At 70.2% G+C, this 21,728-nt stretch carries 15 protein-coding genes; 6 read left to right on the top strand and 9 right to left on the bottom strand.

Annotated elements, in window-relative coordinates; translation table 11 throughout:
• Positions 1 to 975, bottom strand: coding sequence for a DMT family transporter (locus D3H34_RS16420; RefSeq protein ID WP_119554806.1), 975 nt, complete (start codon positions 973 to 975; stop codon positions 1 to 3).
• A gap of 142 nt (positions 976 to 1,117) precedes the next feature.
• Here D3H34_RS16420 and D3H34_RS16415 point away from each other — a divergent pair, with 142 nt between their 5' ends.
• The 4 genes from D3H34_RS16415 (at position 1,118) to D3H34_RS16400 (ending at position 8,861) form a co-directional block, all read left to right on the top strand.
• Positions 1,118 to 1,996 carry a LysR family transcriptional regulator gene (locus tag D3H34_RS16415; RefSeq protein ID WP_119554804.1) on the top strand — a complete coding sequence of 293 codons (879 nt, stop codon included), beginning with the start codon at positions 1,118 to 1,120 and terminating at the stop codon, positions 1,994 to 1,996.
• A 69-nt stretch (positions 1,997 to 2,065) separates the two neighbouring features.
• Positions 2,066 to 6,850, top strand: a complete 4,785-nt coding sequence (locus D3H34_RS16410) for a CapA family protein (protein WP_119554802.1) — start codon at positions 2,066 to 2,068, stop codon at positions 6,848 to 6,850.
• Complete coding sequence (locus D3H34_RS16405) at positions 6,847 to 7,809, top strand: alpha/beta hydrolase family protein (RefSeq protein ID WP_119554800.1); 963 nt, start codon at positions 6,847 to 6,849, stop codon at positions 7,807 to 7,809. Before D3H34_RS16410 ends, D3H34_RS16405 begins: the two co-directional genes overlap by 4 nt.
• 32 nt (positions 7,810 to 7,841) lie before the next feature.
• Positions 7,842 to 8,861: an aldose epimerase family protein gene (locus D3H34_RS16400; RefSeq protein ID WP_434057695.1), complete on the top strand. Its 1,020-nt coding sequence runs from the start codon at positions 7,842 to 7,844 to the stop codon at positions 8,859 to 8,861.
• A 21-nt stretch (positions 8,862 to 8,882) separates the two neighbouring features.
• Here the strand turns inward: D3H34_RS16400 and D3H34_RS16395 are convergent, their stop codons facing one another.
• The 6 genes from D3H34_RS16395 to D3H34_RS16370 all read right to left on the bottom strand — a co-directional run bounded on the left by D3H34_RS16395 (position 8,883) and on the right by D3H34_RS16370 (position 16,568).
• Positions 8,883 to 9,821 (bottom strand): SMP-30/gluconolactonase/LRE family protein, encoded by a 939-nt coding sequence (locus tag D3H34_RS16395; RefSeq protein WP_286185804.1) that lies wholly within the window; start codon positions 9,819 to 9,821, stop codon positions 8,883 to 8,885.
• Positions 9,822 to 10,031: 210 nt separating this feature from the next.
• Positions 10,032 to 10,298: a hypothetical protein gene (locus D3H34_RS16390; protein ID WP_119554796.1), complete on the bottom strand. Its 267-nt coding sequence runs from the start codon at positions 10,296 to 10,298 to the stop codon at positions 10,032 to 10,034.
• A gap of 166 nt (positions 10,299 to 10,464) precedes the next feature.
• Positions 10,465 to 10,959, bottom strand: coding sequence for a hypothetical protein (locus tag D3H34_RS16385; protein WP_119554794.1), 495 nt, complete (start codon positions 10,957 to 10,959; stop codon positions 10,465 to 10,467).
• A gap of 74 nt (positions 10,960 to 11,033) precedes the next feature.
• A complete protein-coding gene (locus D3H34_RS16380) occupies positions 11,034 to 11,450 on the bottom strand; it encodes a hypothetical protein (RefSeq protein ID WP_119554792.1) in 417 nt (138 codons plus the stop codon).
• 210 nt (positions 11,451 to 11,660) lie between these two features.
• Complete coding sequence (gene cphA / locus D3H34_RS16375) at positions 11,661 to 14,228, bottom strand: cyanophycin synthetase (protein ID WP_119554790.1); 2,568 nt, start codon at positions 14,226 to 14,228, stop codon at positions 11,661 to 11,663.
• An 87-nt stretch (positions 14,229 to 14,315) separates the two neighbouring features.
• On the bottom strand, positions 14,316 to 16,568 hold the full coding sequence (locus D3H34_RS16370) for a cyanophycin synthetase (RefSeq protein WP_286185803.1): 2,253 nt from the start codon (positions 16,566 to 16,568) through the stop codon (positions 14,316 to 14,318).
• Between the two features lie 139 nt (positions 16,569 to 16,707).
• On the opposite strand from D3H34_RS16370, the gene D3H34_RS16365 reads away from it, so the two are divergent.
• Together D3H34_RS16365 and D3H34_RS16360 are read left to right on the top strand one after the other, a co-directional pair.
• Positions 16,708 to 18,996 (top strand): cyanophycin metabolism-associated ABC transporter, encoded by a 2,289-nt coding sequence (locus tag D3H34_RS16365; RefSeq protein WP_119554786.1) that lies wholly within the window; start codon positions 16,708 to 16,710, stop codon positions 18,994 to 18,996.
• Positions 18,996 to 19,478: a cyanophycin metabolism-associated DUF1854 family protein gene (locus D3H34_RS16360; RefSeq protein ID WP_119554784.1), complete on the top strand. Its 483-nt coding sequence runs from the start codon at positions 18,996 to 18,998 to the stop codon at positions 19,476 to 19,478. Before D3H34_RS16365 ends, D3H34_RS16360 begins: the two co-directional genes overlap by 1 nt.
• A gap of 10 nt (positions 19,479 to 19,488) precedes the next feature.
• Here the strand turns inward: D3H34_RS16360 and D3H34_RS16355 are convergent, their stop codons facing one another.
• On the bottom strand, positions 19,489 to 20,187 hold the full coding sequence (locus D3H34_RS16355) for a hypothetical protein (protein WP_286185802.1): 699 nt from the start codon (positions 20,185 to 20,187) through the stop codon (positions 19,489 to 19,491).
• Positions 20,188 to 20,195: 8 nt separating this feature from the next.
• Positions 20,196 to 21,725, bottom strand: a complete 1,530-nt coding sequence (locus tag D3H34_RS16350; protein WP_286185801.1) for an alkaline phosphatase — start codon at positions 21,723 to 21,725, stop codon at positions 20,196 to 20,198.
• Between the last annotated feature and the right edge of the window lie 3 nt (positions 21,726 to 21,728).

The following is a 21,728-nucleotide window of genomic DNA, read 5'->3' as shown; positions in this document are numbered from 1 at the left end:
TCAGGGCGTGACGCCGCAGGTGCGCTGGCCCGGCGCGGGCGTTCGCACCTGAGCATCCGGCGCTGCAGCGTGACGGGCCGCCGTCACGTGCAACAGCAAGGCCACCACCACCATCGCCACGCCGACGATCTCGTGGGTTGCGGGCGGCTTGCCCAGCGCCACGCTCATCAGCAGCGCCGACACCGGCACGAAGTTCAGGAAGGCCGTGCCCGTGACCGTGCCGAGCGAGCGCACGCCGTGGTTGAAGGCCAGCACCGCGAGCGCCGAGGGCACCAGCCCGACGTACAGCAGCACCTGCCACGACAGGCGCAGCCCCTGCGCATCGGGCGCGGGTGAAGCGCCCAGCGCGGTCATGCCGACGGCGACCACCAGCAGCAGCGGCCACGAGGCCAGCACCGTGAGCGCGGTGTATTCCACCGTGTCGAGCGTGGGAAAGCGCGCTGCGCCGCGCGTGTAGAACACCCAGCCCAGCGTGCCGACGAAGGCGACGGCGTCGCCGAACAGCGTGTCGCGCGAGAGCGCCGCGCCGCCGGGCGACAGCAGCCCGGCCACCGTCGCCACGCCGGCCAGCGCCAGCGCGGCGGTCCACAGCGTCGTGCGCGTGGGGCGCACGCCGTCGAGCCACCAGCGCAGCAGCTGCGTGGTGATCGGCGTGGTCGCGATCAGCACCGCGCCGTGCGAAGGCACCGAGTGCGAGAGCCCGACGAACAGCAGGATGCTGAACACGCCGAAACCCGCAAAGCCGTGCAGCGCCAGCGGCACCGCGTGCAGCCGCAGCTTGCGCCAGCCGTGCGCGCCGCGCAGGCCCAGCAGCGCGGCGAACACCAGCGCCGACAGGGTGTAACGGATGAGCGTGAGCCACACGGGCGCCACGTGGTGCAGCGCGCCCTTGCCGACGAGGAACAGGCTGCCCCAGCTGGCGGTGGCGAACAGCAGGGCGGCGATGCCCGGCAGGCGTGAGGAAGGGGAGGACACGGGAAGACCTTTCAGGAAACAGAGGGAGTGCGTGACCTGGAGGATGGGGACTGCCCGCCGCGAAGACCATTCGTTTCTTTGGACAGGGGCTTCCGAAAAAGCGAACGGACCGCCGCGCCGCACGCGCTCACAATCCGCCGTCATGGAGCTGTATCAACTGAAGACCTTCGTCGCCATCGCGAAGGAGGGCAACCTGACCCGCGCCGCCGAGCGCGTGTTCACCAGCGCCCCGGCCGCCAGCGCGCAGCTCAAGGCGCTGGAAGACGAACTGGGCGTGCGCCTGTTCGAGCGCACGCCGCGCGGCATGTCGCCCACCGCGGCCGGCCGGCGCCTGCTCGAGGAAGCCGAGCGCACGCTGGCCTCGGCGATGCGCATGCAATCGGCCGCCGACCAGCTGCGCGGCGCGGCGCAGGGCGTGGTGCGCTTCGGCACGGTGGTCGACCCCGTGGCGCTGCGGCTGGGCAGCGTGCTGGTCACGCTGGCGCAACAGCATCCGCAGGTCACGCTGCAGCTGAAGCAGGGGCTGTCGTACGAAACGCTCGCGGCCGTGCAGCGTGGCGAACTCGACTGCGCCTACGTGCTCAGCGATGCCGAGCGGCTCGAAGGCTTCGAGCTGCGGCGCCTGGGCGTGGTCGACCTGGCCGTGGGTCTGCCGCTGGCCGTGGCGCAGGCGCACCCCGAGCTCACGCTCGACCAGCTCACCGAACTGACCTGGGTCGGCACGCCGCCTTCGTGCATCCTGCGCGCACACCTGGAGAAACTGTTCGCCGCGGCCGGGCGCGACTACCGCCAGGGCATCACCGCCGACGGCGAGAGCGCCATCCGCAGCATGGTCGCCAGCGGCATGGGCGCCGGCCTGATGCGGCTGGACCAGGCCGAGCAGGGTGAGCGCCAGGGCGAACTCGCGATCTGGAACGGCTGGCGCTCGCACACCTGGCTGTGCTGGGTCGCGCCGGCCGGCGGCCAGCGTTCGGCGGCGGTCGAGGCCGTGCGCGGCGCGGTGTTCGACGCCTGGGCCTGACCTGAACCGGAGGCGCTCCGGATTTCCGCAGTGGCAGGCCGTGCCGGGGCCTGTCATCATTCGCGGCGCATGAAACACGATCCCGTTCTTCTCGACGACTTGTTGAACCGCGCCAGGCAGGCCCTGGCCACACCGGACGGGGCGCTGCCCCCGGCCACCCCCGCCACCGACGAAGCCGGCTGCGTGGTGTTCCTCGCGATGGGCGAGGGCGAAAGCCGCGCACGCGTCGTCATGGGGCGCGGCCCCGACACCGAAGCTGCCTGGCAGTCCGCCGCCGAGGCCCTGGCCGCGAAGGCCAAGCGCGCCGAGCGGCCCGCGCAGCGGCTGCGCGCGGAGATCGTCGAGCGCGCCGTGCCGATGACCTGGGGCGAGCTGAAGGCGCGGCTGGCGCAGACCAAGCGCAACTACTTCAACGAAGGCATCGCGTTCGACGCGCGCTTCGAGACCGCGCTGCTCGCGCAGGAGATGCACGGCAGCGCCGTGCTCTACAACGGCACGCTGGACCATGCCGATCCCAACAGCGGCAACCTGCGCACCCACACCAAGCGCCGCTTCGGCGACGAGCGCGATTTCCCCACCGACGACGCCGCGCCCGTGTGGTGCTTCACCACGCGCGCCGTGTATGTCGATGCCGAGGGCGCCTGGCCGCTCACGGCCGAAGGGCAGGCCGCGGGCTTTCGCACGCTCACCGACTGGAACGCGACGCAGGTGCGCGCGCTGGTCGATTCCGCGAGCGACTACCTGGCCGAGCAGGTCAAGCCCACGGGCGAGTTCCACTACGGCTGGTTCCCGTGCTTCGACCGCGCGATTCCCACCTACAACACGCTGCGCCACGCCAGCTCCACCTACGCGATGCTCGAAGGCTGGGAGCTCACGCGCAGCGACACGCAGAAGGCCGCCATCGACCGCGCGCTGACCTTCCTGAGCCAGCGGCTGATCCGGCGCGCCACCTTGGCCGACGGCACGCAGGCCGCGTTCCTGGTCGACATCGGCAACGAGATCAAGCTCGGCGGCAACGCCGTGTGCCTGCTGGCGCTGGTGAAGTACACCGAGCTCACCGGCGATGCGCAGTACCAGCCGCTGATGGAGCAGCTCGCGCTCGGCATCCGTTCCATGCAGGACGCGCAGACCGGCCGCTTCGTGCACGTGCTCAACCACCCGGGGCTCGACGTGAAGGAGCCCTACCGCATCATCTACTACGACGGCGAGGCGGCCTTCGGGCTGATGCGGCTGTACGGCCTCACGCGCGACGCGCGCTGGCTGGCGGTGGTCGAGAAGGCCTTCGAGCACTTCATCGCGGCGGGCCATTGGCGCGCGCATGACCACTGGCTGAGCTACTGCGTCAACGAGCTCACGCGCTTCAGGCCCGAAACGCGCTACTACCAATTCGGCCTGCAGAACATGGCGGGCCACCTGGACTTCGTGCTGGAACGCATCACCACCTTCCCCACGCTGCTCGAACTGATGATGGCCGCGCGCGAAATGGTGCTGCGGCTCGAAGCCGACCCGGCGCTGCGCCCGCTGCTGGCGGGGCTCGATCGTCACAAGTTCGACCGCGCGCTGGAGCATCGCGCGCGCTACCTCGCCAACGGCCACTTCTGGCCCGAACTGGCGATGTTCTTCCGCAATCCGAACCGCATCGCGGGCTCGTTCTTCATCAAGCACCACAGCTTCCGCGTGCGCATCGACGACGTGGAGCACTACCTGTCGGGCTATGTGGCGTACCACCGGCTGCTCGAAGCGCGCGAGGCGCAGCAACAGAGTGCGCAGCTTTCGCAAGAGGTGACCGAGCCCACCGCGCAGCGCGGCGCCGAGGGCGTTGTGCTCTGGGGCGGCGACGTGAACCTGGGCCGCCGCCAGCACTACCGCATGCATGAGCTGGGTGGCCCAGCCCGCATGCTCGGCGACATCCCCGCGCTGCGCGAAGCCGACCTGCGCATCGTGAACCTCGAATGCGTGGTCGCCACCACGGGCGAGCAGGGCGTCGAGAAGGACGAGGGCGGCCCTTACTACTACCGCGCGCGGCCCGAGATGCTGTCGGTGCTGACCGAGGCCGGCATCGACATGGTCGCCACCGCCAACAACCACAGCGGCGACTACGGTCCTGAAGCACTGCTGGAGCAGCACGGGCTGCTGAACGCCGCCGCCATCGCCTTCGCCGGCACCGGGCCCGATCTGGATTCGGCGCTGCGCCCCGCCTTCCGCCAGGCCGGCGGGCTGCGCGTGGCGCTGTTCTCGCTCGACGCCACGCAGCCGCGCTTCGCCGCCACCGCGCAGCGCCCCGGCGCGGCCTGGTTGTCGCTGGACGACCCCGATGCGTGGCGCGCCACGCTCACGCCGCGCATCGCCGCCGCGCGTCAGGAGGCCGATGTGGTGCTCGTCGCCGTGCACTGGGGCGAGAACCTGGAGACCGCACCCTCGCGCGCCGAGATCGCCGCCGGCCATGCCATCGTCGAGGCCGGCGCCGATGCGGTGCTCGGCACCTCGGCCCACGTGCTGCAGGGCATCGAGGTCTATCAGGGCCGGCCGATCCTGCACGACGCGGGCGACCTGCTGTTCGACGCGATCCGCGGCGACCTCGGGGACTCGGGCGTGTTCTCGCTGCGCCTGGGGTCGCACGGCGTCGAAGAGGTGGTGTTCACGCCGGTGGGCGCGGGCTTCGGCTTTTCGCAGCAGCGCGAGGGCGAGGAGGCGCAAGCCGCGAGCGCGCGCTTCGCCGAACTGTGCCGCGCGCTCGGCACCGAGATGACGGCGCGAGACGATGGACGCTGCGCACTGCAGCTGTCGCCACCCGCGCGCACCGCGCCGGCCGGCCGACCGCCGATGGCTGCGCTGTCGGCCTCGCGCCCGCCCGCGCTGGTCGGCCCGGTGCTCGCGCCGCGGCCCGAGTGGTCGGTCGATGCCGTGCCCGAGGACGCGCAGATGCGCCCGCTGCAGATCGGCCCGCTGCGCCTGGTGGGCATCCGTTGCGCGCCGACGCAGATCGTCGGGCGCCGGCTGCTGTGGGTCGAGTCGTTCTGGACCGTCGATGCACCGGTGAGCGCCGACCTGCGCGTGCAGTTCCGCGCACTGGCGATGCGCAGCACCACCATGCCGCCGTGGGGCGAAGCCATGGACCACGACCCCTGCGACTGGATGTGGCCCACCAGCCGCTGGACGCCGGGGCGCATCTACCGCGACCGCTACGGCCTGCGCGCGCCGCGCCTGGGCCTGCTCGAGAACGATGTGCTGCAGATCGAAGTGCGCCTGCGCGGCGAGCTGCCCGACCTGCCGGGGGCACGCCGGCTGCCCGTGTGGTGCGGCCTGCGCGTGCCGAAGTTTCCGACGCCGTTGCCCGAGCGCCCCGTGCCCGTGCTCGCGGCGCTGCGCCCCGGTGCGCCGGCACAACCGTCGCCCGTGTGGACCGCCGACGAACTGCAGCGCGTCACCGGCGGGCAGTGGCTGGTGCCGCCGCCGGCGGGCTGGTTCGTGAACGCGGTGGTGCGCGGACCCGCGCACATGGCGCTGCTGCCGAAACCGGCGCTGTTCATCGCGTCGGACTACCGCACGCTCGCCAGGCACGAGAACTACAGCAAGCCGCGCGCCGACAACCCCGACCGCCACCACGATGTGCCCGTGCTGCAGCACGCGCTCGCGGGCGCCGTGGTCGCGCAGCCGGTGGAAGGGCTGGCTCCTTCCTTTCCGCTGCTGCAGGTGGACGACCCGATCCGCGCCATGATCCACCTGGGCGTGGCCGCGCGCGCGCGCTTCCAGGGGCGCGTGGTGGGCGTGACCGGCACGGTCGGCAAGTCGTCCACCATCGCCATGGTGCGCGACCTGCTGCCCGAGGCGGCGCGCGTGCACACCACCATCGACAACTACAACTCGCGCGTGGGCGTGCCGGCGATGCTCGCCAACCTCGCGGCCGATGCCGACGTGTGCGTGCTCGAGATGGCGCAGAGCGCGCTGTGGATGGACCGGGGCCCGATCTCGCTGCTGGCGCGCCCGCACGTGGCCATCCTCACCGAGATCGGCCTGTCGCAGACCCGCCAGACCGCCACGCTGGAACAGACCGCCGAGTTCAAGGCCCGCATCTTCCTGGGGCTGGAGCCCGGCGGCGTGGCCATCGTGCCCGACCACATTCCCTGCCTGATGCAGGTGGTGCGGGCCGCCGCGCGCACGGCGGGTGCGATCTGGGTGGTGGGCAGCGGACCCGACGCCAACATCCGCGTCGTCGACACCCGGCCTGAGGCCGACGGCGGCTGCCGCGTGCGCATCGCGCTGCCGGGGCGCACGGTGGAGTACCTGTTCCCGATCGCCAGTGCAGGGCTCGTGCGCAACTCGACGCTGGCCTTCGCCGCGCTGCTGGCCATGGGCTTCGACGCCGAGGCCGCGTGCGCGCGCATGCCCTCCGTGCGCCTGCCGTCTTCGGTGATGCAGGTGAGCGCGCTGCGCACACAGGGCGGCGTGCAGGTCACGCTGATCGACGACAGCTGGAACGCCGAGGTCATGTCGATGCGCAACGCGATGGAGTTCGTGCGCACCTACCAGCGCGCCACGCACGGGCCGGTGACGCGCAAGATCGGCGTGCTCGGCCGCATCATCAACCTCGACAAGGAAGCCGAGGCCATGCACCGCAGCCTCGCCGCGCCGCTGCTGGCCTCGGGCATCCAGCACCTCGTGACGCACGGCGCCGAGATGCGCTGGCTGCGCGAGGAGGTTCCGGCCGAACTGCTCGGCCCGCACTTCGAGGACGCAACGCAGCTCACCGGCTACCTCGGCGATTTCCTGCGCGACGGCGACCTGGTGCTGGTGAAGGGCGATCGCCAGCAGTCGGACTTCGGTCTCATCTCCGAGCTGCTGCAGAAGCTATGAGTCCGCGCGCGCGCCTGGCCTGCCTGCTGCTCACCGGTGTGATCGCGTTCGTGCAGACGGCCTGTGCGCAGCGCGCCGATGCACCGAAGGCGCCACCCGTCCGAGAGCCGGCGGCGTCGGCCTCGGCCGACGGCGCGCTGCTGCACTGGAACCAGCCCGCGGTGCGCGCCAACTGCCCCGACCGGCCCGGCTTCCTGTGGGTGCAGGCGGTCGAGGGGCCGTCGTGCATCCGCTACTTTGCGAGCCGCGACATCGACGATGCGCGCATCGCCATCGTGCAGTTCTCGGGCGACCGCGACAGCGTGATGAACCAGTCGCCCACGCGCATTCCGGGCAACACCGAGCCGCTGCGCACGCTCGACGCGCAGGCCGCCAGCGACCGCGCGGGCGTGCCGTGGATCTTCATGGCGCGGCCCGGCACCTACGGCTCGTCGGGAGATCACCGCCGGCGGCGCGAGGCGGTGGAGTTTCATGCGCTCGACGCGGCGCTGGAGGCGCTGATGCAGCGCCACCGGCTGCAGCGCGTGGTGCTCCTCGGCCACAGCGGCGGTGCCACGGCCGGTGCCGCGCTGCTCACGCTCGGGCGCACGCGCGTGGCCTGCGCGGTGCTCACCTCGGGCGCGTTCGATCTGCTGGAGCGTGCGCGGCTGCTCGGCCGCTCGAAAGACGGGCGCACCGACACCACCGGCAGTTCGCAGGTCTACGACCCGCTGGACCATGTGACCGGCATTGCGCGCGACCCGCAGCGGCGCATCGTGCTCATCGGCAACCCCGACGACCGCAACACGCCATTCGCGCTGCAGCAACGTTTTGCCGATGCGGTGCGCAAGGCGGGCCACCGCGTCGAGGTGATGACGCATGCCGCCGAGCCGCCGACCTTCCACGACCTCACGGACCGCATCGGCCTGCGCACCGCATCGCAGTGCGCGCGCGAGGCGCTGCAGGCGCAAGCCCGGTGACCGAACCCATCACCTCGCGCTCCTGTGGCCGCATGCCCGACGGCCGCGCCGTCACCGAATACACGCTCGACAACGGCCTCGGCCTGCGCCTGAGCGCGATCAACCTCGGTGGCATCGTCACCGCGCTGCACGTGCCCGACCGGCAGGGGCGCAGCGTGAATGTGGTGCTCGGCCTGCCGTCGCTGGCCGACTACCTGAAGCCGCATCCGCACTTCGGCACCATCGTCGGCCGCTACGCCAACCGCATCGCGGCGGGCCGCTTCACGCTCGACGGCGTGGCACACCAGCTGGGCCTGAACGACGGCGTGAATTCGCTGCACGGCGGCGCTACGGGGTTCGGCAAGCGCTACTGGGAGATCGTGCCGGTGCCGGGCGAGTTCGCCCTCGAACTGCGCTACACCAGCGCCGACGGCGAAGAGGGCTATCCCGGCGAGGTGCGACTCGCGGTGCGCTACACGCTGAGCGCCACGGCCAACACCTGGCGCATCGACTACCGCGCCACCACCGACCGCCCCACGGTGCTCAACCTGAGCCACCACGACTACTTCAACCTCGCGGGCAGCGGCTCGGTGATGGACCATGTGCTGACGCTTCCCGCGAGCCGCTACTGCCCGGTGGACGACACGCTCATTCCGCTCGGGTTGGCCGAGGTGACCGGCACGCCCTTCGATTTCCGCACACCGACGCGCATCGGCGAGCGCATCCGCGACAGCCACGAACAGCTGGTGCGCGCCCAAGGCTACGACCACAACTGGGTGATCGATCGCAGCACCGGTGCGGGTCTGGCGCTCGCCGCGCGCCTCACTCACGAAGCGTCGGGTCGCGTGATGGAAGTGCACACGAGCGAGCCCGGCGTGCAGTTCTATTCAGGCAACTTTCTCGACGGCAGCCTGCGCGGCAGCGCCGGTGTGCCGCTGGCGCGAGGCGACGGCCTGTGCCTGGAGACGCAGCACTTTCCCGATGCGCCGAACCAGCCGGAGTTTCCGTCGACCGTGCTGCGACCGGGCGAGGTGTTCGCCAGCACGACCGAGCATCGCTTCGGCGCTGACTGAAGCGGGTGCTCGAGTGCCGTCTCAGCCTGCGAACAACGCGGCGGGAATGCCCGGACTGTCGATGCGCACCGAGAAGAGCCCGCCGGCCAGTGGTTCGCTCTGGAGTTGTTCTTCGGTGCGGCTGTTGCGCGCCGTCGAGATGTAGAGCGTGCGCAGGTCCGGGCCGCCGAAGGCGCAGTCGGTCACGTTGCTCACGGGCAGCGCAATGCGGGCCAGCTCGGCGGCGTTCACCGGGTCGTGGCAGGTGACGCACGCGCCGTCCCAATGCGCGATCCACAAGCGGCCGGCTGCGTCGGTGGTCATGCCGTCGGGCAGGCCGTCGCCCTTGGGGAAGCGGTGCCACTCGCGCCGGTTCGACACCGCGCCGGCGTCCATGTCGAAGTCGTAGGCGTACAGCTTGTTGATGGCCGTGTTGTTGAAGTACATGGTGCGGCCGTCGCCAGACCATGTCGGTCCGTTGGTCACCTCGAAGCCGTCGTCGTGCCTCGTGCAGCGGCCGTCGGCATCGAAGCGGTAGAGCGCGCCGGTGGGCGCCTTGCAGTCGAAGTCCATGCTGCCGGCCCAGAAGCGACCGCGGCTGTCGCACTTGCCGTCGTTGAAGCGGTTGCCGGTGCGCTCGGGTTCGGGCTGGTGCAGGTAGCGCGGCTTCGTGGTGTCGCCGGGCGCGGTGGTGTCGAACAGCGCGAAGCCGCGGCGCAGTGTGAGGAACAGGCCGGTCGCCGAGGCGCGCTCGGCGATGGCGGTGATCTCTTCGTCGAAGTGCCAGGTGCGTTGCGCACCGGTGGCAGGGTCGTAGCGGAAGAGGCGCGGCTGGAGGATGTCGATCCAGTACAGGGCCTGTTCGCGCGCCGACCACAGCGTGCCTTCGCCGAGGTCGGCGGCGGCGGGCCAGATGCATTCGGGGGTGCCGAGCACGCGAGGGGTTGCGAGCGGGGCGGGGGCGTTTGTCTCTTGGGTCACTTGTTCTTTCCTGGATGTCGCCTTGACGCGAGGGATCGTATCGTGGACCTCGTTCGGTCCGCGCGGTCCCTCATGCAGGCCTTCCATGGCGCAGCCGGGCAGCGACGTCCGACCGATGGCCCGCACGGCGGCGGCTCGGTCGTTGGATATGGCGATGGGGAAGCGAAAGAAGCGGGCCCGGGTACCGGGCCGCCAGGAGACAGGACAGGCTCAGGAAGCGGCGTTGCCCGATTCGAGCTCGGTGACTTGCAGCGACAGGTCGAACAGCTTGGACTTGCTGGCGTAGTAGCGGTCAAGGCGCCACTCCTTCAGGATGTCCATCGCGAGCTGGAAGCTCTTGTAGTCGAGGCTGTAGAGCGTGATCAGCTCGAAGCTGCGTTCGGCTTCGAGCGCCAGGACGAGTTGGGCAAGGATCTTGGCCGATTCGTTGGCCGGGTCCGTTTCAATGAATCGGCGAGCGACCTTGATGGCATTCATGGGAAAGTGTTCCTTGGTTGGCAGGGACCGGGAACTATAGCTAGCACATGCCTGTATTTTGTGACGATTTGATGACAAAAGAGGGCATCGCCACGGAAACGCCCGTCGGTGTTATCACCGAGGCCATCAAGGCCACCAACGCGTTTCCGGGGCGTGGCGCCTCAACTCATTGCACAGGCACCGGACGGGGGCGCGGCATGGGCATCGGCATCGGTTCCGCGGGCATCGGCGCCGGCATCGGGGCCACCATCGGCGGAGGCAACGAAGAGGCCGGCACGTTCACCACGCGGGTCGAGACCGACTCGCGGATCACGCCGCCGCCCATCACGCTGCCGTCGACATTGCTGCGGATGTTGCCTGCGCTGCCCAGCACGCGGGCTTCGCAGTCGGCGCGCTCGGCGGGCGGCTGCAGGCCGCAACGCGCCACGGCGTTGGCGCGGTAGTCGGGCGCGGAGGTGAGGCCGCCGCGTGCCGCAGCCTGGCGCGCGGCGCCGGCTTCGCGGATGCAGGCGGCGCGGTCCTGCTGGTTGTGGCCGCAGACCGCCAGCTCCTGCTGGTAGGTGCTGCCGCCGTCGCCACGTGCGGCTATGGCGATGGTGGTGGTGGCCAGCCCGCTGAGCGCGAGCAGGGCGAAGATCATCGAACGCGCATTGTTTGGCATGGTGTGCTCCTTGGCGTATCGGAAGAAAAAACGGAATCGTTGAACCGCTCGCGTACGACCGGGTTCGGGTTCGGTCAGCGCGCAGGCTGCACGGGCTGCGGCGGCAGCGGGGTGACGGTTTCGCGGATCACGCCGCCGCCCATCACGCTGCCTTCGGTGGAAGTGGTCGCACCGCCTCGGATGCGCGCTTCGCAATCGGCGCGGTCGGCAGCGGGTTGCTCGCGGCAGCGTGCGAGTGCGTTGGCGTCTTCGCGCGCCGCGCTGGGCGTGGTCAGGCCTTGACGGCCCGCTTCCTGGCGCGCGGCACCGGCTTCGCGCAGGCAGGCCGCGCGGTCTTGCTGCACGCCGTCGCAGGTGGCGCGTTCCTTCTGCATGCGGGCATCGCTGCCGGGGGCCTGCGCCGAAGCCATCGGCGCGCCGGCCATGAAGAAGCCGCCGACCGCCACGAGGGCAGCCGTCGACAGCGTGGAACGGAGGAAATGAGTCGTCATCGGGGCTCCTGGCTGAAGAGGTGCGCCGTGCGAACGAAAACAGAAGACAAAAGAACGCAGGGCGCGACCGGTGTCCCAGTGTGGGCTGGCCGGTGGCGTCGGGCTGTGGGACAAGCCGCACGCCGTGGAGCGGGCCGGACGCGCCCCTGCGTGTGGGACACGTCCGTCAGCGCGGGGAAGGCCTGCTTCCCGCGCTGCGATGCCGGGAGATCAGCCCTGCGCGATGCGCTGCGCGAGGTGCGCCAGCGCCTCTTCGACCTGGTCGACGAGGATGAGCGACAGGTCGCCCGGTTGCAGCCGCGCGAGCGCGGTGTCGATGGCGACGAACTCGCCGCGGATCTCGTCGATCTGGCGCGTGCGCGATGCGCCCTGCAGGCCCTGGCGCAGCAGCGCCATGACCTCGCCGTCGGCACGGCCGCGCTGCGCCGCGTCCTGGTACAGGATCACGTCGTCGAAGGCCTGGCCGAGGATGGCGGTCTGGTCGCGGATGTCGGAATCTCGCCGGTCGCCCGCGCCGCTGATGACCACCGAGCGCTTCTTGGCGGGCATGGTGTCCACCGCCGACACCAGCGCCTTCATGGCGTCGGTGTTGTGGCCGTAGTCGGCGATCACGGTGGCGCCGCGGTAGTCCATGACGTTGAAGCGCCCGGGCACGCCGGCCGCGTCGTTCATGAAGCTCGAGAGGCCGCTGCGGATGGTGTCCCAGTCCAGGCCCACGGCCCACGCGGCGGCCACCGAGGCCATCACGTTGTCGACCTGGAAACCGATGGAGCCGCCGCGCGTGATCGGCACGTCGCGCAGCGCGATGCGCTCGCGCCATGAGCCTTCGGCGGCCACCAGCGTGTCCTGGTCGACGTACACGGTGCGCTTGCCCTGCGCGCGGTGCGTGGCCATCACCGGGTGCATGCGGTCGGCGGTGAAGAAGATGACGTTGCCGGGGCAGCCGGTGGCCATGGCGGCGACGTTCACGTCGGCCGCGTTGAGCACCGCGTAGCCATCGGGGGCCACGTTGCGCACGATCACGCGCTTGAGCACCGCCAGGTCTTCCACCGTGGTGATGTAGTTCAGGCCCAGGTGGTCGCCGCTGCCGATGTTGGTGACCACGGCCACCTCGCAGCGGTCGAAGCCCAGGCCCTCGCGCAGCACGCCGCCACGGGCCACTTCGAACACGGCCGCGTCGACGTCGGGGTGCATCAGCACGTTGCGCGCGCTCTTGGGGCCGCTGCAGTCGCCGCTGTCGGTCTGGCGGCCGTTGACGTACACGCCGTCGGTGTTCGTCATGCCGGTGCGCAGGCCGCTGGAGGCAATGATGTGGTTGATCAGGCGCGCGGTGGTGGTCTTGCCGTTGGTGCCGGTGACGGCCACCACGGGAATGCGGCCGTCGTCGCCGGGGGCGAACAGCGTGTCCATCACCGCCTCGCCGACCGCGCGGCCGCGGCCGAATGAGGGCGAGATGTGCATGCGCAGGCCGGGTGCGGCGTTCACCTCGACCACGCCGCCGTGCTGTTCCTCGAGCGGGCGCAGCACGTTCTCGCAGACCATGTCGACGCCGCAGATGTGCAGGCCGACCATCTGCGCCGCATCGACGGCGCGCGCGGCCACTTCGGGGTGCACGGTGTCCGTCACGTCGGTGGCGGTGCCGCCGGTCGAGAGGTTGGCGTTGTTGCGCAGCACCACGCGCTGGCCGAGCTCGGGCACGCTCTCGGGCGTGAGGCCCTGCGACTCGAGGCGGCCGATGGCGATGTCGTCCAGGCGGATCTTGGTGAGCGAGGTGGCGTGGCCCTCGCCGCGGCGCGGGTCGAGGTTCACGGTATCGACCAGTTGGCGCACCGTGGAGCTGCCGTCGCCGATCACCTGCGGCGGATCGCGCCGCGCGGCGGCCACGAGGCGGTCGCCCACCACCAGCAGGCGGAAGTCGAAACCGGGCAAAAATTTCTCGACCATCACCTCGCCGTACACGGCGGCCGAGTCGTAGGCCGAGACCAGTTGTTCGCGCGTGGTGATGTTCACCGTCACGCCCTTGCCCTGGTTGCCGTCCTGCGGCTTGACCACGACCGGCAGGCCGATTTCTTCGGCAGCAGCCCAGCCGTCGTCGGCACTGGTGACGGGGCGGCCCAGCGGCACCGGAACGCCGGCGGCGTTCAGCAGCTGCTTGGTGAGTTCCTTGTCCTGCGCGATCGATTCGGCCACGCCGCTGGTGCTGTCGATCTCGGCGGCCTGGATGCGGCGCTGCTTGGAGCCCCAGCCGAACTGCACCAGGCTGCCGCTGGTGAGGCGGCGGTACGGAATGCCGCGCGCCACGGCGGCGTCGACGATGGAGCCGGTGCTCGGGCCCAGGCGCTCGGATTCGTCGAGGTCGCGCAGTTCGGTGATGGCGGCGTCGGCGTCGAAGGGGGTGTCGGCCAGCGCGGCCTGGATCAGTTCCTCGGCCAGGGCCAGCGCGCGGCGGCCCACGTCTTCCTCGGTGTACTGCACGGTGACCTGGTAGATGCCTTCTTCCGTCGTCGGTGCGGTGTTGCCGAAGTTGACGGCGCAGCCGGCCTGCGCCTGCAGCGCCACGGCGGCGTTCTCGAGCACGTGGGCCAGCGCCAGCGGCTGGCCGAGCACCATCGGGTGCAGCTCGCCGATGGTCGGGAAGCGGGCGCGCAGGCGGGCTTCGAAACCGTCGAGCTTGCCGACGGCGTTCTCGTCGCCTTCGCAGGCCACGACGGCCTCGATGGTGGTGTGGCGGCTCCAGAGATTGGGGCCGCGCAGGGCGCGGATGCGGTTGACTTTCATGGGGCTACGGCACGGGGTGCGCGGTTGCGATGTTCTTGCGGCGTGGCGTGAGGGCCGGCCCCGCGGGTGGCGGGGCGGCGCATCGGGTCAGGCCAGTTGGAGTTGTTGCTGCTGGGGCGAAAGCGGCGAGGCCTGCGACAGCTGCAGCGAGGCCAGGGCCGCCTGCAGGTCGGCTTCGAAGGCTTCGACGCCGGCACCGATCAGGTTGAGCGGAATGCCCATGGCCCAGGCAGCGGCCACGGCGGCCAGCAGGCTTTCGAGGCTCACGCCCACGTGGGTCGCGCGCCAGATGGTCAGTCGGCCGAGGCCGGGCAGGAACGATTCGCTCGTGCCATTGGCCAGCACCACGCGGTCCTGGCGCACCAGCACGGCCTTGCCGCCGGCGGCCTGGTGCGCGGCGAACGCGGCGGCCTGCGGGTCGGCACCGTAGAGGATGACGTCGCCGTCGCACAGCGGCGCGAGGGCGGCGATGCGCGGTTCGCCGGCGTTCAGCACGGCCGTGCCTTCGCCCAGCACCACGTCGACCTGGGTGCGCAGCACCTTGACCATCTGGTCGCTCTCGGTGATGTCGTAGTCGGCCAGGGCTTCGCAGCCTTCGAGGTCGGTCACGATGCCGACTTCGCAGCGGTCGTAGGCCAGGCCGTCGCGCAGGATGGTTTCGGCGCCGTTCTCGATCACCACGGCTTCGACCGCGCGGTTCACGAGCAGGCGGTGGCCGGCGTCCCAGTTGGCGCTGTCGCGTGCGTCGACGCGGCGGCGCTCCAGGAACAGGCCGTCGCGGCAGGCCAGGCCGGTGTGGCGTCCGCCCAGGTTGATGAGCCAGGCCACGAGGCGCGCCAGCACGGCGGTGTCGCGCGAGCCGGCTACGCCCACCACGGGGATGCGGCCGGGTGCGTCGTTCGGGAACAGGTGGTCGCAGATCGCGCGGCCCACGGGGCGCGGCGAACCGATGGCCGGCTTCAGGTGCATCAGCAGGCCGGGGCCGGCGTTGACTTCGACGATCGCGCCGCCCTGCGGGCCCAGCGGCTTGGAGATGTCCTGCGCGACCATGTCGATGCCCGCGATGTCCAGGCCGACCACGCGGGCGGCCAGCACGGCGGCATGCGCCACCTCGGGATGCACCTGGTCGGTGCAGTCGTAGGCCATGTTGCCGTTGCGCTGGATCGTGACCACGCGGCCGGCGGCGGGCACCGAGGCGCCGTCCAGGTCCTGGCGCTTGAGTTCGAGCTGCAGCTTGGCGTCGGTGGCCAGCACGATCGTGTCGAGCGGGAATTCTTCCTCGGCGCCGCGGCGCGGGTCGCTGTTGAGCTGCTTGTCGATCAGGTCGGCCACGCTGCTCGTGCCGTCGCCGGTCACGGTGATGATCTCGCCGCGCGCGGCCGCCACCACCTCGCCGCCCACCACCAGCAGGCGGTGTTCGTGGCCGCGGATGAAGCGCTCGACCATCACGTCGCTGCCCTCGGGCTCGGCGACCGCGAAGGCGGCCATGATTTCCTCGCGCGTGGTGAGTTCGAGCGACACGCCGCGGCCGTGGTTGGCGTCCGACGGTTTCACGACCACGGGCAGGCCGATGTCCTCGGCGGCTTCCCAGGCTTCTTCGGGCGACTCGACCACCTGGCCGTGCGGCACGGGCACGCCGCAGCTGGCGAGCAGGGACTTGGTCAGTTCCTTGTCGCTGGCGATCGATTCGCCGATGGCGCTGGTGTAGTCGGTCTCGGCGGTCCAGATGCGCTGCTGGTTGGCGCCGTAGCCCAGCTGCACCAGGTTGCCGCTGTTCAGGCGCATGTGCGGAATGCCGCGGTCGGTGGCGGCGGTCACGATGGCCGCGGTGCTGGGGCCGAGGTAGCAGTCTTCGACCTTGGCCTTGACCGCGTCGACCGCGGTCTGCACGTCGGCGGCGGTGAACGGGTCGTTGTTGATGGCCGCCATCAGCAGGCGGTGGCCCTCGGCCAGCGCCACGCGGGCGACCTGCTCGTCACGGGCGCGGAACACCATGCGGTACACGCCGTGCTCCGAGGTGCTGCGCGTCTGGCCGAAGCCGGTCGGCATGCCGGCCAGGTTCAAGAGCTCGATCACGACGTGCTCCAGCACGTGGCCCGACCAGGTGCCTTCGGTGAGGCGCTGGATGAAGCCGCCGCGCTCGCCCACGCCGCAGTGGTGCTCGATGAGCGCCGGCAGCAGGGTGGTCAGCCGGTCGGTGAAGCCGTCGATCTTGTTGGAGGGGAAGTCCTCGAGCTTGCCCAGGTCGAGCCAGACTTCGAGCACCGGACGGTAGGTCCAGAGGTTGGGACCGCGCAAATAGTTGATGCGCAGCAATTGGATGTCGTCGAAACGGGTCATGCAAACGTTCGATGTGCTTTGGCCGAGCACCACGGCGCCTTCAAGCGCACCCATGGCGATCGGTCAGAATCGGCGCCCGACCAAGGACGCCATGACGCGGTCCCTGCGGCCCGCGACGGGCAAGAGTCAAATAAACACAATGCAACATCACGATCCAGTCGGCGCCCAGGTGGGCGAAACGGAGGCGGTCTCAGGCGTGCTGAAAAGCCGACTCGCAGGCGCTGAAAACGTTTTGGTAACACTTGCGGTTGACCTCGACGACCAACTTCGTTTCGCCACGGGCCTCGTCGCCCTGACCGACCGGCGGCTCGTGGCCCTGGAGCCGGGCGGCGAGTGGCGTGAGTGGCCACTCACCGATCATGCCTTGGAAATGCGTCTTTCCGACCATGCAGGCGTCGGAACCCTCGACCTCATCGGGCCCGCCGGACAGCTCGCCCGCTGGCGCTACACCCTGGCCGGGCAGCCGGCGGCGCTGAAGCTGCTCAAGCTTTTCGGCCAGCGTGCCGCCCCCTTTGTCGCGAAGGCGACAGAAGAAGTGCCCGAACTTCTCGATGCCGACGGCACTGACACCGAGCTCCAGACCCCGCCTTCGACCTGGGTGCTCCTGCGCCTGGGCCGCTTCGCCGGGCCGTACCGCAAGCAGCTGATCCTCGGGTTTTTCCTGACCCTGATCTCCACGGCCGCCACGCTGGTGCCGCCGTACCTGACCATCCCGCTGATGGACGACATCCTGATCCCGTTCCAGAACGGGCAGAAGATCGACTCCGGCCGGGTCGGCCTGTACCTGGGCGGGCTGCTGCTCGCGGCGCTGGTCGGCTGGGGGCTCGGGTGGGCGCGCACCTACCTGCTGGCGCTGGTGTCGGAGCGCATCGGCGCCGACCTGCGTACCACCACCTACGAGCACCTGCTGACCCTGCCGCTGGACTACTTCGGCGGCAAGCGCACCGGCGACCTGATGGCGCGCATCGGCTCGGAAACCGACCGCATCAACGTCTTCCTGTCGCTGCACGCGCTCGATTTCGCCAACGACGTGCTGATGATCGTCATGACGGCGGCCATCCTCATCTCCATCAATCCGCTGCTGGCCGTGGTCACGCTGGTGCCGCTGCCCTTCATCGCCTGGATGATCCACGTCGTGCGCGACCGCCTGCGCACGGGCTTCGAGAAGATCGACCGCGTCTGGTCCGAAGTGACCAACGTGCTGGCCGACACCATCCCCGGCATCCGCGTGGTCAAGGCTTTCGCGCAGGAGCGCCGCGAGGCCGAGCGCTTCCGCGTTGCCAACGCCTACAACCTGCAGGTCAACGACAAGCTCAACCGCACCTGGTCGCTGTTCACGCCGACCGTGTCGCTGCTCACCGAAATCGGCCTGCTCGTGGTCTGGGCCTTCGGCATCTGGCAGGTGGCGCGCGGCAGCATCACGGTGGGCGTGCTCACCGCCTTCATCGCCTACATCGGCCGCTTCTACACGCGGCTCGATTCGATGAGCCGCATCGTCTCGGTCACGCAGAAGGCCGCGGCCGGCGCCAAGCGCATCTTCGACATCCTGGACCACGTGAGCAACGTGCCCGAGCCCGCCAACCCCGTGAAGGTGGAGCGCGTGCAGGGCCGCATCGAGATGAGCGGGCTGGGCTTTCGCTACGGCTCGCGCGCGGTGATCCACGACCTCGACCTGCGCATCGAGCCCGGCGAGATGATCGGCCTCGTGGGCCACAGCGGCTCGGGCAAGAGCACGCTGGTCAACCTGATCTGCCGCTTCTACGACGTGACCGACGGCGCCATCAAGGTCGACGGCACCGACATCCGCCGCTTCGCCGTGGCCGACTACCGCCGCCACGTGGGGCTGGTGCTGCAGGAGCCCTTCCTGTTCTTCGGCACCATCGCGCAGAACATCGCCTACGGCAAGCCCGACGCCACGCGCGAAGAGGTGGTGGCCGCGGCCCGCGCGGCCCACGCGCACGACTTCATCCTGCGCCTGCCGCACGGCTACGACTCGCTGGTCGGCGAGCGTGGACAGGGCCTGTCGGGCGGCGAGCGCCAGCGCATCAGCATCGCGCGGGCGCTGCTGATCGACCCGCGCATCCTGATCCTCGACGAGGCCACCTCGGCCGTGGACACCGAGACCGAGAAGGAAATCCAGAAGGCGCTCGACAACCTCGTGCAGGGCCGCACCACCATCGCCATCGCGCACCGCCTGTCGACGCTGCGCAAGGCCGACCGGCTCGTGGTCATGGACCGCGGCGAGGTGGTCGAGGTCGGCCCGCACGACGCGCTCATGGCCAAACAGGGCGCCTACTGGCGCCTGTACCAGGCGCAGCTGCGCCAGGGCGACGAAGACGATGTGAGCGAGGGCGCGGCCGACGAGCGCGCCAGCGCGCAGGCGCCGCTGGCCGTGAGCCATGCGGCCCATCCGGCGGGAGACGCATGATGACGACGAGCACCACCAGCCCCGACTTCCAGCTGTCGCGCGACACCTTCGGTCGCCTCGTGCTGACCGATGCCGAGGGCGAACACCATGTCGGCGTCACGCCCGTGCGCGCCTTTCCGCTGAGCGCGCCCAACGAGGGCGTGTCGCTCGTCGGCAGCGAAGGCCGCGAACTCGTGTGGGTCGACCGCGTCGACCAGCTGCCCGCGCCCGTGCAGGCACTGCTGACCGAAGAACTCGCGGTGCGCGACTTTGCGCCGACGCTGCTGAAGCTGCACGGCGTGTCCAGCTTCGGCGTGCCCAGCACCTGGACCGTGAGCACCGACCGCGGCGACACCAGCTTCGTGCTCAAGGCCGAGGAAGACATCCGCCGGCTCGAAGGCGGCGCACTGCTCATCGCGAGCGCGCATGGCGTGCAGTTCCGCATCCCCGATGCGAAGGCGCTCGACCGCGCTTCGCGCAAGCTGCTCGAGCGCTTCCTCTGACGGAATCCGGTCAGTCGAGCAGGTCTGAGTAGTCGCCTCGCGCGTAGCTCTCGACCTGCTGCCACGGCAGCGCCTTCGGCGCGGCGATGGCCGAGGCCGTCATCACGTTGAGCGAGGTGCCGTGCGCATCGCGCTGCTCGATCTTGCGGGCATAGCGGCCCGCCACGTCCCAGTCGACGCGCAGCGTGCGTTCGCCTTGCGGCAGCTCGTAGCGCTGCACGCCGCCGCGCGCCGCGCCGAGCGCCTTCATGCGCGGCAGGCTGGCGGGATCGATGAGCCAGTAGGCGTTGGCCCACGAGCCGCTGTAGCCGACGTTGCCGTAGTTGGCCACGTCCACCTCGATCACCTTGCGCTGCTGGCGCAGCACCATGTTCACCTGCACCTTGCCGGCCGCATCGCGGCGCAGCCACAGCGGCGCGGCCGTGTTGTCGGCGTGCGCGTGGCCGATGTGCACCTTGCCTTCGCCGGCTTCGTGGTCATGGTCGGCACGCAGCGCGGCCGGCAGCTCGCGCTCGATCCACACCGTGCCCGCGCGGCGGAACATGCGGTCGGCGTAGCGGCTTTCGCGCTGCACGCCGTCCTTGCCGATCGACATCACGTGGTGCGTGATGCGCAGGTTCTGGTCGGGCGCGGCGGTATCGCCTGCCGCGCTGGCCGCCAGCGGCAGGGCAGCAAGAGCCGCAACCGTCAGCAACGTCTTGAGCGTCATGGCAGTGCTCACAGTCCAGCCGCTTCCTTGACCTTGTTGAACACCTTGATGTTCTCCACGGTGCCCTTGAAGATCTTCGCGCCCGCGCCGCCCGCGAACAGCATCACGTCGCCGCCGCCGTGGGTTTCCGAACCCGGCGAGCCCAGGTTGATGCCGACTTCCTGCAGGAAGTTGTCGTCGGTGGTGTCCATGGTGGTCTGGTCGTCGCGCACGTCGCTGCGTGCCGGCGCGATCCACGGCTTGTTGCCGTCTTCCGGGTTGACCTGGCTGGAGGCCGTTGCGTTGGGCCGGCCGCCGTTGCCGAACACCAGCGTGGTGTAGGGCTTGCCGTCCGCCGCCTTCGACGGTTTGCCGTCGGCGTAGCCGTTGACCTTGCCCAGGATCGGGTTGCCGATCTTCGGATAGCCGTTGAAGGCGATCGCGTGGTCGTGGTCGGCCGTGACCACCACCAGCGTGTTCTTCAGGCCCGGGTCCTTCTTGTTCATGTAGTCGAGCGCGGTCTGGATGGCCGTGTCGAAGGCCAGCGTGTCTTCCAGCGCGCGCTTGGCGTTGGTGCCGTGCAGCGCGTGGTCGATGCGCCCGCCCTCCACCATCAGGAAGAAGCCCTTGTCGTTCTTGCTGAGCACGCCCAGGGCCTTCTCGGTCATCTCCGACAGGCTGGGCTGGTCGAGGTTCTGTTTCACGCGGTCCAGCTCGTAGGCCATCTCGCTCGGCGTGAACAGGCCCAGCAGCTTGCCCGTGGCGCCAGCATCGAGGGCGCGCAGCTTGGTGCCGGTGTCGACATAGGTGTAGCCCTTGGCCTGCATCGCGGCCACGAGGTTGACGCCGTCGGTGCGCTTGCTGCCCGCCAGGACCGTGGTCGGCAGGTAGTTGCGCTGGCCGCCGCCCATGAGCACGTCGACACCGTCGAGCAGCTTCGGGTTGTAGTTGGCATGGCCCGGCACGCTCTGCTCGGCGATGGTGTTGTAGCCGTTGCGGTTGCAGATGTGCGCGTAGGTGGTGGCCGGCGTGGCGTGGCCGACGCGCGTGGTCGACACGGCACCCACCGCGCGGCCCTTGGCCTTGGCGAGTTCGAGCAGCGTCTCGGCGGCCTTGCCGTTGGTCGGCGGGCAGGTGGTGTTCTCGCCGTTGATGTACTGCGTGCCGGTGCTGTCGACGGCGACGGTGTCGCTGGACATCGAGATCACCTCGTTGCGCATCTTCACGCCGGTCATGTAGGCGGCCATCGACGGGGCGCTGTCGGTGGTCTGGCCGTCGAGCGAGAAGGTCTTCACGCGCGCCGCATACGGCAGCGACTGCATGGTGAGATTCGCGCGCTCGGGGCTCACCAGCGAGCCGGGCTTGGCGGCCAGTTGCTTCTCGCCCTTGTAGATGCGCGCGGCGGTGACGGTGACGGGGCCCATGCCGTCGCCGAGGAAGAAGATGACGTTCTTGGCTTCGCCGGCGGCGTTTGCGCCCGTGGCGAGGGTGCCGGCGGCGGCGCAGACGAGCGCTGCGGCCAGGCGGGAGGCACGAATGGTGCGAATGGTGCGGTTCATGGT

This window comes from Acidovorax cavernicola, assembly GCF_003581445.1.
This window is presented reverse-complemented; position numbering and strand designations above follow the sequence as displayed.

What these genes read in the sequence shown, in the direction of transcription:
- D3H34_RS16405 (WP_119554800.1), top strand. Translation starts at nt 6,847, where the DNA reads ATGAGTCCGCGCGCGCGCCTGGCCTGCCTGCTGCTCACCGGTGTGATC.
- cphA (WP_119554790.1), bottom strand. Translation starts at nt 14,228, where the DNA reads ATGAAAGTCAACCGCATCCGCGCCCTGCGCGGCCCCAATCTCTGGAGC.
- D3H34_RS16415 (WP_119554804.1), top strand. Translation starts at nt 1,118, where the DNA reads ATGGAGCTGTATCAACTGAAGACCTTCGTCGCCATCGCGAAGGAGGGC.
- D3H34_RS16385 (WP_119554794.1), bottom strand. Translation starts at nt 10,959, where the DNA reads ATGCCAAACAATGCGCGTTCGATGATCTTCGCCCTGCTCGCGCTCAGC.
- D3H34_RS16410 (WP_119554802.1), top strand. Translation starts at nt 2,066, where the DNA reads ATGAAACACGATCCCGTTCTTCTCGACGACTTGTTGAACCGCGCCAGG.
- D3H34_RS16360 (WP_119554784.1), top strand. Translation starts at nt 18,996, where the DNA reads ATGACGACGAGCACCACCAGCCCCGACTTCCAGCTGTCGCGCGACACC.
- D3H34_RS16350 (WP_286185801.1), bottom strand. Translation starts at nt 21,725, where the DNA reads ATGAACCGCACCATTCGCACCATTCGTGCCTCCCGCCTGGCCGCAGCG.
- D3H34_RS16380 (WP_119554792.1), bottom strand. Translation starts at nt 11,450, where the DNA reads ATGACGACTCATTTCCTCCGTTCCACGCTGTCGACGGCTGCCCTCGTG.
- D3H34_RS16355 (WP_286185802.1), bottom strand. Translation starts at nt 20,187, where the DNA reads ATGACGCTCAAGACGTTGCTGACGGTTGCGGCTCTTGCTGCCCTGCCG.
- D3H34_RS16370 (WP_286185803.1), bottom strand. Translation starts at nt 16,568, where the DNA reads ATGACCCGTTTCGACGACATCCAATTGCTGCGCATCAACTATTTGCGC.
- D3H34_RS16390 (WP_119554796.1), bottom strand. Translation starts at nt 10,298, where the DNA reads ATGAATGCCATCAAGGTCGCTCGCCGATTCATTGAAACGGACCCGGCC.
- D3H34_RS16400 (WP_434057695.1), top strand. Translation starts at nt 7,842, where the DNA reads ATGCCCGACGGCCGCGCCGTCACCGAATACACGCTCGACAACGGCCTC.
- D3H34_RS16365 (WP_119554786.1), top strand. Translation starts at nt 16,708, where the DNA reads ATGCAACATCACGATCCAGTCGGCGCCCAGGTGGGCGAAACGGAGGCG.